At 71.9% G+C, this 13066-nt stretch carries 10 protein-coding genes; 3 read left to right on the forward strand and 7 right to left on the reverse strand.

Features of this window, described 5'->3' with window-relative positions; translation table 11 throughout:
* Positions 1–9: 9 nt before the first annotated feature.
* From CNQ36_RS25450 to CNQ36_RS25480, 7 genes are all read right to left on the reverse strand, one after another.
* Positions 10–1917, reverse strand: coding sequence for an SMI1/KNR4 family protein (locus CNQ36_RS25450; protein WP_121547672.1), 1908 nt, complete (start codon positions 1915–1917; stop codon positions 10–12).
* Between the two features lie 82 nt (positions 1918–1999).
* Complete coding sequence (locus CNQ36_RS25455) at positions 2000–2608, reverse strand: dihydrofolate reductase family protein (protein ID WP_121548587.1); 609 nt, start codon at positions 2606–2608, stop codon at positions 2000–2002.
* An 81-nt stretch (positions 2609–2689) separates the two neighbouring features.
* The gene (locus CNQ36_RS25460; protein ID WP_121547673.1) at positions 2690–4243 is read right to left on the reverse strand and encodes a sodium:solute symporter family transporter; all 1554 of its coding nucleotides are present in this window, start codon (positions 4241–4243) and stop codon (positions 2690–2692) included.
* A complete protein-coding gene (locus CNQ36_RS25465; RefSeq protein WP_121547674.1) occupies positions 4240–4590 on the reverse strand; it encodes a DUF485 domain-containing protein in 351 nt (116 codons plus the stop codon). Before CNQ36_RS25465 ends, CNQ36_RS25460 begins: the two co-directional genes overlap by 4 nt.
* A gap of 209 nt (positions 4591–4799) precedes the next feature.
* Complete coding sequence (locus CNQ36_RS25470) at positions 4800–6329, reverse strand: UDP-N-acetylglucosamine 1-carboxyvinyltransferase (RefSeq protein ID WP_121547675.1); 1530 nt, start codon at positions 6327–6329, stop codon at positions 4800–4802.
* A 64-nt stretch (positions 6330–6393) separates the two neighbouring features.
* The gene (locus CNQ36_RS25475) at positions 6394–6600 is read right to left on the reverse strand and encodes a DUF4236 domain-containing protein (protein ID WP_121547676.1); all 207 of its coding nucleotides are present in this window, start codon (positions 6598–6600) and stop codon (positions 6394–6396) included.
* Positions 6601–6731: 131 nt separating this feature from the next.
* Positions 6732–7646, reverse strand: a complete 915-nt coding sequence (locus CNQ36_RS25480) for a Vgb family protein (RefSeq protein WP_121547677.1) — start codon at positions 7644–7646, stop codon at positions 6732–6734.
* A gap of 474 nt (positions 7647–8120) precedes the next feature.
* Between CNQ36_RS25480 and acnA the strand changes: the two genes are divergently transcribed.
* The 3 genes from acnA (at position 8121) to CNQ36_RS25495 (ending at position 12950) form a co-directional block, all read left to right on the forward strand.
* Positions 8121–10844, forward strand: coding sequence for an aconitate hydratase AcnA (acnA, locus tag CNQ36_RS25485; RefSeq protein ID WP_004923743.1), 2724 nt, complete (start codon positions 8121–8123; stop codon positions 10842–10844).
* 106 nt (positions 10845–10950) lie between these two features.
* On the forward strand, positions 10951–11358 hold the full coding sequence (locus CNQ36_RS25490; RefSeq protein ID WP_228313076.1) for a hypothetical protein: 408 nt from the start codon (positions 10951–10953) through the stop codon (positions 11356–11358).
* A gap of 17 nt (positions 11359–11375) precedes the next feature.
* Positions 11376–12950 carry a caspase, EACC1-associated type gene (locus CNQ36_RS25495; protein WP_121547678.1) on the forward strand — a complete coding sequence of 525 codons (1575 nt, stop codon included), beginning with the start codon at positions 11376–11378 and terminating at the stop codon, positions 12948–12950.
* The last annotated feature ends 116 nt before the right edge of the window (positions 12951–13066 follow it).

The following is a 13066-nucleotide window of genomic DNA, read 5'->3' on the forward strand; positions in this document are numbered from 1 at the left end:
GCGGCAACGTCACCGTCCCAAGCGGACCGTGACGTACGCGTAGGACTCGCCCTCCCGCGGCGCGCGGTTCCAGGACCGGGTGGTCAGGTGCGGCAGGATGCCCTCGGACAGGGCGTGCCGGGGCAGGGACAGTCCGAACTCGTCCTGTACGGCCGCCAGCAGGCGCCGCTCGCGGTCCGCGTCGTCGACGTCGTGCAGGACCTGTTCCGGGTCGAGGGCCGCGGGCACCGGGCCCGTGCGTTCGACGTCCGTGCCGCGCAGTGTGTACGCGTACGGCTCCTCGCCCCGCTCGGCGACCGAGAGATGGAACACCGCCGGGACGCCCTCGCGACCGCGGCGTACCCACAGCACCACCGCGCGTCCGTCGCGTGAGGCGACGGCGGCCGGGGAGACGAAGAAGTTCCCGGGCTCCGACGGCCGCGGGGCCGTGTCGAAGCCGAACGCCCACCCGGAGGCCGTCCGGCCCACCGCCACCACGGCCCGGTCCTCCCACGGCGCCGACTCGTCCCGCTGCCTGACGTCGTAGGGGAACCACCCGGCAGGACGGCTGGGCGCAGCGGTCAGGCCCGCGCACCCGTCCTCCCCGACCAGGCCGGGCAGCGCCTCCGGCTCCGCGCCCTCCACCCACAGGCACCGGTAGGAGCCGTGCGGGGCGTTCCACCGCTGGGTCTCCGCCAGCCAGCACAGTCCCGGCGGGTCCAGGTCCGGCACCGGATCGGGCACCGCGCCGTCTTGGCCGGCCCGGGGCGTGGCCAGCAGCTCCAGGCCGCGCTCCCGCGTCACCACCGGCCCCAGGACGGGGTCCCCCAGCAGGCCGACCGGTGCGAGCAGGTCCGGCCCCGGCGGTGACCAGGACGGCAGCGCGGCACGGATCAGCCGCCACGCCGCGTCCGTGTCACCCCGCCTCGCCGACTTCCACGCCTCGGCCACCGCCTCTCCGAAGACGCCGTCCGGCGCGTAGCGATAGGAGCCGTCGCGCACCGCGGCGAGGATCGCGTCAGCGGCCTCCGTGACGCCGTCGTCGGTCGCGGCGCCCAGCAGGGACCGTCGGGGGGAGGCGCCGGGGCGTTCGTCCCGCAGGTGCGCGGCGGCCATCACGGGCACCAGCTCGCCCGTGCAGCGGGGATCGGCGACGAGTTCACCGAAGCCGTGGTGCCCGTATCCGACGCCGTGCGACAGCGCGTCGAGCTGCTGCCGCATGCCCCGGGCGCGGGGCCGACCGTAGCGCTCCGCCTCGGCGAGCAGTTCCCGGGCGGTCTCCCACCTCCCGCTCAGGGCCTCCTCCCGCGCCCGCTCCACGTCGGCGTCCAGGGCGCGGGTGGTGTCGTTCACGAAGCCGGGAAGCCCGGCCCGGGCGGAGTGGAAGTCCTGGTACATCCGCTGCATATAGGCCTGGAACGACGGATACCGGTCCGGGAACTCGCCGCTCCACCCCTTGTAGACGTACAGCGCCCACTCGCCGTCCTCGTCGGTGTCACCCGGGTCCAGCAGGGCGTAGGACATGTCCGAGTCGGTCTCCAGCTGCAGCGCCCGCCGCCACATTCCGGCCAGCAGCACCTCCTGCTCGGTCGAGCGCTCGGTCAGCCCCTGCTGGTAGGCCGGGGTCATGTCGAACGGATCCCCGAACCACCCGATCTCGTGGGCCGCGCCCAGCCGGTATATGGACCCCTCGTCGAGCCGCCAGCCGTTGCTGGCCCCGAGGAACGCCCGGTAGGACGGAGGGAGCCGCGTGCCCAGACGTTCCTCGGCGGCGGCTATCTCGGCCTCGGTCGCGGGCGGGGCGGCCAGCGCCAGGTCGGCGAGGGTCGTGCCGCCCTCCGCCAGCTCCTCCGCGTCGTCCTCGTCCGGGACCCATTCCTCCTGCCAACGCCGGAGGAACCGCTGCCAGTCGAAGTGGTGCTCGCTCTTCTCGGTCACGGGCCGAGTGTGACAGCCGCCACCGACAACGAGGTGGGCACTGAGGACGACCCCGGTAACCGGTGAGCCACACCCGTGCCGCTCACTCCCCGAGCGCGGCGGCGGCCTCCTCGTAACCGCCGGTCGGCGGCGCGGTGTCGGGCCCGTACACGAGGTTCAGCACGCCCGTCGTGAAGGTCTCCGACTTCAGCAGCTTCAGCGGGATCGACGGCTCGCCCTCGTCGAACAGGCGCATGCCCTTGCGCACCGCGATCGGGTGAACGAGCAGGTGCAGTTCGTCGAGCAGGCCCGCGGCCAGCAGTTGCCGGACGACGGAGACCGAGCCGCTCAGGGCGATATCACCGCCCGGCTCGCCCTTCAGTGCGGCGGCGACCTCGGCGACATCGCCCCGCGCCTGCTCGGAGTTCCGCCATGACAGGTCGGGCCGGCCGTGCGAGAACACGATCTTCCGCATGTCGCCGAGCTGCTTGGCGAAGCCCGCCTCCTCCCCGCCCGCCGCCTCCCGCCCAGGCCAGGCGCCGGCGAAGCTGTCGTACGTCCTGCGGCCGAAGAGCAGGACCTCGGCGGTGTTCAGGCTCGCGCCGACGGCGGCCCCCATCTCGTCGTTGAAGTAGGGGAAGTGCCACTGGTCGGGCGCCTCGACGACGCCGTCGAGCGAGATGAACATACTGGCGATGATCTTCCTCGGCATGATGTCCTCCGTGTCCGGTGCGTGTACCGGATACGACCGTGCCACCCACCGGAACTCATCGGTGGGCGGCACGCGGACGATTCACACGGTGTCCAGCGCCCTGCGACGCCCCGCCCCCGGTACGCCGCCCGCCGCCCGGCGCGGATCCGTGACGCTGCCCAGCCAGCCCAGCAGGAATCCGGCCGGTACCGTCACCAGGCCCGGGATCGTCACGTCCCAGATCCTGAAGTCGTGCCCCGGGAAGAGCGACTCGGGTGTGCCGGACGTGTACGGCGACAGCGCGAGCGCCGCGACGCTCAGCGCCGTGGCCCCCCACAGGCACCACAGGGCGCCGCGGGCGGTGAACCCGGGCCAGTACAGGGCGTACAGCAGGACGGGTGCCAGGGCCGCGCCGCACAGGGCGAGCCAGAGCGTCGAGATCACCACCAGGTTCCAGTCGGCGGCGACGGCCGCCACGACCGAGGAGACCACCCCCGTCAGCGCCGCCGACCACCGCGACGCGGCGCCGTCCGCCTTGCCGGACGCCCCCAGCACGTCCCGTCCCAGGGCGATGCCCGCGGCCAGGGTCACATCCACCACGGCCGCGAGCGCGGTGAGGAAGAGGACGCAGGCCAGCGCCGCGACCAGGATGCCCCCGCTGTCGAGCGCCCGCCCGAGCATCAGCGGCGTGAACACCTGCGCCGCCGGACCGGCCTCCCGCAGCGCCCCGCCGACGAGGGCCGCCGCCCCGACGCCGACGACGGCGAGCGCGCCGTACAGCAGGGTGAGTTCGCCGAGCATCCAGCGGCCGCCGGACCGGGCGCCGCGCGGGCTCTTCGTCGAGATGGCCCGCATCAGCACGGCGGGCATCGCCAGCGTGGCCATCGACATGCCGACGGTCTGCCCGATCCGGTTCACGGCCCCCACCCACCCCTCACCGGTGTAGCCGCCCGGACGCAGGAACGCCCCGCCCGTCCCCGAACCGTGCGCGGCGGCGTCCAGCAGCCGGCCGGGATCCCAGCCGAAGCGGTGGAGCACGAGCACGGCGGCGACCAGCAGCACGGGCAGCGCGATCGCCGACTTCGCGAGCATCACCACGCCCGTGCCCCGGATCCCGCCGCTGACCGCCAGCGCCGTCATCACGCAGCCGATCACCACGATGCAGCCGGTGCGCACACCGGGCTGCCCGATCAGCGCGGCGGCGACATTGCCGACCACCACCAACTGCACGACCAGCAGCGGGAAGCAGACGAGCAGGGTCACCACGCCCCACGAGACGCGCACCCGGGGCCCGCCGCTGCCGCGCGCGTCCAGCATGTCCGCGGCCGTCCGCGAGGCGTGCCCGCGCAGTGGCTCGACGACCAGCACCAGGAGCAGCAGCACCCCGACCAGGCTGCCCAGCATGACGCCGAGGCCGTCGAAGCCGGACGTGGCGACCATGCCCACCAGCACGGTGACCGTCGCGACGGTGGTGGTGTCTCCGCCCATCGCGACGCCCTGCTGCCAGGAGCGCAGCCGGCGGCTGTCGGACCGGACGAGGGCCCGGTCGTCCTCGTCGGCGCCGGTGACGATGCACAGCATCAGGCAGATCACGACGAACACCGAGAACACGGCGAAGACGAGGGAACGGGACGAGGGATCGAGCAGCGTGGTCACGGCCGCCTCCGGTCGTCCTGCCGCGGCTCGACCCGGTCGACCCGGTCGACCCGTCGCCCGTACACCACCAGCGCGTGCACCCCGACGGCCAGGGGCACCACGGCCAGGATCACGCCGAGGCCCACCGGTCCGGCGACCGGCGTGCCGTACGCGTCCGGTGCGAGGGCGGCGGCCAGCACGTAGAGCAGCCAGACGACGGCGATCCGGACGCCGAGGCGCAGCCCGACGGCGAGCCGCGCGGCCTCCCCGTCGTCGTGCCGCCCGTGCTCCGCCGGGGGCCGTGCCCCGGCTGCGGGTTCGTCAGGGTGCGGCGGCAGCCCGTGCCAGGGCTGCGGTCCGAAGGACATGGGGGCGGCTCCGCTCACGTGGGTCCGGCACCCGTGATAGGGGTGCGCGTACGGGTGTGGGGGGTGAGGCGCGGAGTCAATCAGACCCACCCGCACCCCCGTACGCCCCCGACGCAGAACTGTTCCCACGCCCAATCCGAAGCCGCGCGGACGGTGCGCGGGCACTGCGTGAGCGACCGGCCGTCCGGCACTCGTCCGGCAGCGGAACCTCAGATGTCCCGGAAGATCTCGATCTGCGCGCCGATCGAGTTCAGCCGCTCCGCCAGGTCCTCGTAGCCCCGGTTGATGACGTACACGTTGCGCAGGACCGACGTGCCCTCCGCGGCCATCATCGCCAGCAGGACGACCACCGCCGGGCGCAGCGCCGGCGGGCACATCATCTCGGCGGCGCGCCAGCGGGTCGGGCCCTCGACCAGGACGCGGTGCGGGTCGAGGAGCTGGAGGCGGCCGCCGAGGCGGTTGAGGTCGGTCAGGTAGATCGCGCGGTTGTCGTAGACCCAGTCGTGGATGAGGGTCTGGCCCTGGGCCACCGCCGCGATCGCCGCGAAGAACGGGACGTTGTCGATGTTCAGGCCGGGGAACGGCATCGGGTGGATCTTGTCGATCGGCGCCTCCAGCTTGGAGGGCCGGACGGTGAGGTCCACCAGGCGGGTGCGGCCGTTGTCGGCGAAGTACTCCGGCGTGCGGTCGTGGTCGAGGCCCATCTCCTCCAGGACCGCCAGCTCGATCTCCAGGAACTCGATGGGCACGCGGCGGACGGTCAGCTCCGACTCCGTCACCACGGCCGCGGCCACCAGGCTCATCGCCTCGACCGGGTCCTCGGAGGGGGAGTAGTCCACGTCGACGTCGATGGTCGGCACGCCGTGCACGGTGAGCGTGGTGGTGCCGATGCCGTCCACCTTGACGCCCAGCGCCTCCAGGAAGAAGCACAGGTCCTGGACCATGTAGTTGGAGGAGGCGTTGCGGATGACGGTCGTGCCGTCGTGGCGCGCGGCGGCCAGCAGCGCGTTCTCCGTGACGGTGTCCCCGCGCTCGGTCAGCACGATCGGGCGGTCCGGGGCGACGGAGCGGTCCACCACCGCGTGGTACTGGCCCTCGGTGGCGGCGATGTCCAAGCCGAACCGGCGCAGCGCGATCATGTGCGGCTCGACGGTGCGCGTGCCGAGGTCGCAGCCGCCGGCGTACGGCAGCATGAAGCGGTCCGTGCGGTGCAGCAGCGGGCCGAGGAACATGATGATGGAGCGGGTGCGGCGGGCCGCGTCCGCGTCGATGGCCGGCAGGTTCAGCTCGGCGGGCGGCACGATCTCCAGGTCGACGCCGTCGTTGATCCAGCGGGTGCGCACGCCGATGGAGTTCAGCACCTCCAGGAGGCGGTAGACCTCCTCGATGCGGGCGACGCGACGCAGCACGGTGCGCCCCTTGTTGAGCAGCGACGCGCACAGCAGGGCCACGCAGGCGTTCTTGCTCGTCTTGACGTCGATGGCGCCGGAGAGCCGGCGGCCGCCCACCACGCGCAGATGCATCGGACCGGCGTAGCCCAGCGACACGATCTCGCTGTCGAGGGCCTCGCCGATCCGGGCGATCATCTCAAGGCTGATGTTCTGGTTGCCGCGCTCGATCCGATTGACGGCGCTCTGACTGGTGTTGAGCGCCTCGGCAAGCTGCGTCTGCGTCCAGCCGCGGTGCTGCCGGGCGTCACGGATGAGCTTGCCGATGCGTACGAGGTAGTCGTCTGACATGAGGATGAGGTTATCTCAGATATGAGATGGCGCCTCTTGGGGGGTCCGTTCGGGTGACGTGATGTCAGTGTCCCCCGGTGCGACGGGTTCCGCGAGTCCGGCGCCACCCGAAAGGTCCGGGCAAATCCATCGATGTCGTACGACGTCCTGTACTGCTGCGGGTGTAGCGGGGGCCGTTGCTGCTGCCGGTGGTGATGGACCACGACCGCTTGTTGATGTTCAGCCGCACCCCCGGAAGGATCCGAAAGCTCTTGCGAAACGTGAGCGGCATTGCTGTGTCCCTTCCCGTCCGTGACTGACTCCGTATCAGCCGCTTACCCCGCTCGGGCGCACTGATGACACCCGGCTGCGGTGCGGCCGAGGTGAACGCGGGCAGGTCGCTCCGGTCGGGGAGGCCGGGGCTCAGTGTGGTGAGAGTCGGGCGACCGTTCCGATCTCCAGGGCGGTCCAGATCGCTCCGTCGGGTCCCCGTGTGATGCCGTGCGGTTCGGAGGACGGGCTGGGGAGGTCGTGTTCGTCGATTCGGCCGTCGGGGGTGATCCGGCCGATGCGGTTGGCTCCCCATTCGGTGAACCAGCAGTTCCCGTCGGCGCCGGCGGTAATGGCGTGCGGGCGTGACGCGGGGTCGGGCAGGGCGAACTCGTCGATCTTTCCGTCCGGGGTGATCCGTCCGATCCGGCCGGCGCCGATCTCGACGAACCACATGGCGCCGTCGGCGCCGGCGGTGATGCCGACGGGGGCGCTGTCGGGGGCGGGCAGCGGGTGGACGGTGACGTGGCCGTCGAGGTCGATGGCGCCGATCGCGTTCGCCTGGTTCATCGTGAACCACAGCCGGCCGTCGGGGCCGGCGGCGATGGCTGACGGGAAGGCCCCCGGGAGCGGAAGGGGGAACTCGGTGACGTGGCCGGCGGGTGTGATGCGGCCGATGCGGTCGGCGCCCGCCTCGGTGAACCAGAGGGCGTCGTCGGGGCCGGTGGTGATGCCGAACGGCCCGGCGTCCGGAGTCGGCAGCGGGAACGAGGTGATGGTTCCGGTGGTGGTGATGCGGCCGATCCGGTGGCTGCGGAATTCGGTGAACCACAGGGCGTCGTCGGGCCCCGTCGTGATGATCGACGGTCCACCGGAAGCGGGTTCGAGTTGGTAGGAGGTGACGTCACCGGCGGTGGTGATCCGGCCGATCCGCCCCTGGTGGACCATGGTGAACCACAGCGCGCTGTCGGGGCCGCAGGTGATTCCGTAGGGACCGGCGTCCCTGCCGGACACGGGAAACTCTGCGATCGGGGCAGTCGGACGGCTCGGCATGGGCGGGTCCTTCATCGGCGGGCGGTGAGGAGTTCGGCGACTGTGGATGGTATTCGGAGCGCTTGGGTGACCGCCTCTGATTAATCCTGCTATGGGGTGCGGCCGGGGCACCCGTCGATCGCTTCTCCGGCGGGCCCGGGAAGCGGGCGGCTCGACGTACGGCTCCGCGAGATCCACCCCGACCGGTACGGCCACCCCCGGCACGTCTCCTCGTACGACCGGGTTCGCCGGCAACGGAACCGGGACGGCTGGGTGTGCTGTCGGACGCCTCGATTGGATGACGGCGGACATGGGTGGTGCGATGGGTCCGGGCATGACCATTCGGCCCTCGTGTACTAGAGTTATCTCGACATCGAGATATCTGCCGAAGGCGCACCGCAGCCGCCACCCTGGTAAGGGCTACCTAACTTAGCCTCACCTTAGCGGGTCGGTCAGGGCGGCATGGCGGCAGGATGCGGTGGTACGCGCACATCAATGAAGGAGACTGTCGTGTCGGCGAACAGCTTCGACGCCCGCAGCACGCTGCAGGTGGGCGACGAGTCGTACGAGATCTTCCGGCTGGACAAGGTCGAGGGCTCCGCGCGCCTTCCCTACAGCCTGAAGGTGCTGCTGGAGAACCTGCTCCGCACCGAGGACGGCGCCAACATCACCGCCGACCACATCCGCGCCCTGGGCGGCTGGGACTCCCAGGCCCAGCCGTCGCAGGAGATCCAGTTCACGCCGGCCCGCGTGATCATGCAGGACTTCACCGGCGTCCCCTGTGTCGTGGACCTCGCCACCATGCGTGAGGCCGTCAAGGAGCTGGGCGGCGACCCGAACAAGATCAACCCGCTCTCCCCGGCCGAGATGGTCATCGACCACTCCGTCATCGCCGACAAGTTCGGCACCAACGACGCCTTCAAGCAGAACGTCGACCTGGAGTACGGCCGCAACAAGGAGCGCTACCAGTTCCTGCGCTGGGGCCAGACCGCCTTCGACGACTTCAAGGTCGTCCCGCCCGGCACCGGCATCGTCCACCAGGTGAACATCGAGCACCTGGCCCGCGTGGTCATGGTCCGCGACGGCAAGGCCTACCCCGACACCCTGGTCGGCACCGACTCGCACACCACCATGGTCAACGGCCTCGGCGTGCTCGGCTGGGGCGTCGGCGGCATCGAGGCCGAGGCCGCCATGCTCGGCCAGCCGGTCTCCATGCTGATCCCGCGCGTCGTCGGCTTCAAGCTCACCGGTGAGCTCAAGCCGGGCACCACCGCCACCGACCTGGTGCTCACCATCACCGAGATGCTGCGCAAGCACGGCGTCGTCGGCAAGTTCGTCGAGTTCTACGGCGAGGGCGTGGCCGCCACCTCCCTGGCCAACCGCGCCACCATCGGCAACATGTCGCCGGAGTTCGGCTCCACCGCGGCGATCTTCCCGATCGACGACGAGACCCTGAACTACATGCGCCTGACCGGCCGCAGCGACCAGCAGGTCGCCCTGGTGGAGGCGTACGCCAAGGAGCAGGGCCTCTGGCTGGACCCGGCGGCCGAGCCGGACTTCTCCGAGAAGCTCGAGCTGGACCTCTCCACGGTCGTCCCGTCGATCGCCGGCCCGAAGCGCCCGCAGGACCGCATCGTCCTCGCCGACGCCAAGGCCCAGTTCGCCCAGGACGTGCGCAACTACGTCAAGGACGGCGGCGACGTCGACGAGGCCAGCAAGGAGTCCTTCCCGGCCTCCGACGCCCCGGCCATCTCCAACGGCGCCCCCTCGCACCCGGTCGAGGTCACCGCCGCCGACGGCACGACCTACACGCTCGACCACGGTGCGGTGACGGTCGCGGCCATCACCTCCTGCACCAACACCTCCAACCCGTACGTCATGGTCGCCGCCGCGCTGGTGGCCAAGAAGGCGGTGGAGAAGGGCCTGACCCGCAAGCCGTGGGTCAAGACCACCCTCGCCCCGGGCTCCAAGGTCGTCACCGACTACTTCGAGAAGGCGGGCCTGACCCCCTACCTTGACAAGGTCGGCTTCAACCTGGTCGGCTACGGCTGCACCACCTGCATCGGCAACTCCGGCCCGCTGCCGGAGGAGGTCTCCAAGGCGGTCAACGAGCACGACCTCGCGGTCACCTCGGTGCTCTCCGGCAACCGCAACTTCGAGGGCCGGATCAACCCCGACGTCAAGATGAACTACCTGGCGTCCCCGCCGCTGGTCGTCGCCTACGCGCTCGCCGGTTCCATGAAGGTGGACATCACCCGCGAGGCCCTCGGGTACGACCAGGACAACAACCCGGTCTTCCTGAAGGACATCTGGCCCTCCGAGGCCGAGGTCAACGACGTCGTGGCGAACGCCATCGGCGAGGACATGTTCTCCAAGTCCTACGCCGACGTCTTCGCCGGTGACGCCCAGTGGCAGGCGCTGTCCATCCCGACGGGCGACACCTTCGAGTGGGACGCCGAGTCCACCTACGTGCGCAAGCCCCCGTACTTCGAGGGCATGGGCATGGAGCCGGCCCCGGTCGAGGACATCGCCGGCGCCCGCGTCCTCGCCAAGCTGGGCGACTCGGTCACCACCGACCACATCTCCCCGGCCGGCGCCATCAAGGCCGACACCCCGGCCGGCAAGTACCTCACGGAGCACGGCATCGAGCGCCGTGACTTCAACAGCTACGGCTCCCGCCGCGGCAACCACGAGGTCATGATCCGCGGCACGTTCGCCAACATCCGCCTGCGCAACCAGATCGCGCCGGGCACCGAGGGCGGCTACACCCGCGACTTCACCCAGGCCGACGGCCCGGTGTCGTTCATCTACGACGCCTCCCGCAACTACATCGAGCAGGGCATCCCGCTGGTCGTCCTGGCCGGCAAGGAGTACGGCTCCGGCTCGTCCCGCGACTGGGCCGCCAAGGGCACCGCGCTGCTCGGCGTCAAGGCCGTCATCGCCGAGTCCTACGAGCGCATCCACCGCTCGAACCTCATCGGCATGGGCGTCCTGCCGCTGCAGTTCCCCGAGGGCCACACCGCCGAGTCCCTCGGCCTGACCGGTGAGGAGACCTTCTCCGTCGCCGGCGTCACCGAGCTCAACGAGGGCACCACCCCGCGCACGGTGAAGGTCACCACCGACACGGGCGTCGAGTTCGACGCGGTCGTCCGCATCGACACCCCCGGTGAGGCCGACTACTACCGCAACGGCGGCATCCTGCAGTACGTGCTGCGCAGCCTGATCCGCAAGTAAGCGGTCCGGCAACGCGGTTGAGGGCCGCATCCCCGTGCGCCGGGGATGCGGCCCTCGTCGTCGCCCCCGTTGTACGCTGAGGTCCAGGCGGACGACGGGGGTGGCGGTGGGCGACGGCACGCAGCGCATGCGGCTCGTCCTGACCGGGAGTCAGGACAGCGACCAGGAGGAACTCGACGAGCTGACGCTCCGGTTGCGTGAGCGGCTGCTCGAACTCGACGTCGACGACGTCGAACTGAACCGCTCCGGGGACATCCCCGCCGGAGCCAAGCCGGTGGACGCGATCGCCGTCGGCGCCCTCGTGGTCACCGTGGCCCCCATCGCGCTGCGCTCGGTGCTCGACCTGGTGCGGACCTGGATCGAGACCCGCCCGGTGCGCACGGTCAGCATCACCCTGGGCGAGGACAGCCTGGAGCTGGAGGCGGTCTCCGCGGCCGACCAGCAGCGGCTCATCGACGCGTTCCTGGCCGCGCGGGGGCACGAGGCCGAACCGGCCGGCGGCCCGGGCGACTGACGGACGGACCCACGACCATGGCCGCGGGCCGCCACGCCCTGCTCGTCGCGACGGGCGCCTATCGCAACCCCGCCCTCCGGCGGCTGCGTTCGCCGGCCAGTGACGCCCTGGCGCTGGGCGAGGTGCTCGGTGACCCCCGGATCGGCGACTTCGAGGTCGGCATGGTCGTCGACGGCACCCACAGCGAGGTGACCCAGGCCATCGAGGGCTTCTTCCGCGACCGCCGCCGGGACGACCTGCTCCTGCTGCACCTCTCCTGCCACGGCCTCAAGAACGACGACGGCGAATTGCACTTCGCCGCCGCCGACACCAGGATGGACCGGCTCGCCTCCACCTCCGTCCCCGCCCAGTTCGTCCAGCGGCAGATGGACCAGTGCCGGGCACGGTCGGTCGTCCTGCTCCTGGACTGCTGCTACAGCGGCGCCTTCCTGGCCGGCAGCAAGGGCGACTCCACGGTCCACGTCAAGGACGAACTGGCCGGGCACGGCCGCGTGGTGCTCACCGCGACCAACCGCACCGAGTACGCCTGGGAGGGCGAGCGGATCACCGAAACGGACCCGGAACCCTCCCGGTTCACCGGAGCCCTCGTCGACGGCCTCAGCAGCGGCCTGGCGGACCGTGACCGGGACGGCCTGATCGGCGTGCACGAGCTGTACGACTACGTGTACGACGAACTGCAGGCGTCCGGAGCCAGGCAGCGCCCGCAGATGTGGGCCGAGCTGGAGCACCGGGTCGTGGTGGCGCGGTCGGTCCTCCCTGCCCTGCCGGACGGCCGCACACGCGCGGCGGAGCCCGCCGCACCCGCACCCGCCCCCGACCCCGCACCCGCCCCCGCCGTCCCCGCGCCCGCCGAAGCCCCGCCTGCCGAACGGCCGGCCCCGGGACGCCCCCGGGGCCCGCTCGCGCCGCTGCTGGCGCTCACCGAGGCGCTCATCGGGCTGTCGTCCATGGACGACGCGCCGAGCCGGATGCAGTTCGCGGCGGTGCTGGGGGAGCTGCTCGGCCGGCCGATCGACCTGCGGGGCGTCCGGCAGCGGGAGGACGTGGTCGCGATCGTGCGGACCGCGCTGAACCGGGGCGACGGGATGAGCGCGCTGCTGTCGGTGGTCGAGGTCTTCGAGGGGCACGGGGCCGCCGACGAGGTACGGCGCGGGCTCACCCCGCACGACGGCCGCGCGGCGCGGCCCGCGTCCGTCCCGGGAGCCCGGCCCCGCCCGGAGCACCGTGAACCGCGGGCGCTCGTCCCCGGCGGGCGGCCGGAGGCTCCGGGCGCGGGCTTCGGCGGGGCCGCGGACCCGGCGGGCGGCGGGACGTCCGGCATCCTGAGGCTGTCGCTGCTCACCGACGGGCTGTGCGAGCTGCCGTGCCTGGAGGCGCCGCCGGGCAGGATGCAGTTCGCGGCGGTGCTGGCGGAGCAGCTGGGGCGTCCGGTGGATCTGCGGGGCACCCGGCTGCGCGAGGACGCGGTGACCCTCGCGCGGGCGGCGCTGAACGTTCCGGGCGGGGGGCCGGTGCTCGTGGACGTGGTCCGTCTCTTCGAGGGAACGCGGGCGGGCGACGACATCGAGTGGCTGCTCGGCGCCCCCGACTGACCGGCGTGCCCAACTCTCCTTTGCAGCAACCGTTTACAAGCGCGGCGCCCGGCGCTACGGTCCCCTCACGGGCGTGGTGGGAGCGCTCCCATGCTCCGGTGGACCGGAACCCGCCG

The organism is Streptomyces fungicidicus (genome assembly GCF_003665435.1).
In the GTDB taxonomy this organism is placed as follows: Bacteria; Actinomycetota; Actinomycetes; order Streptomycetales; family Streptomycetaceae; genus Streptomyces; species Streptomyces fungicidicus.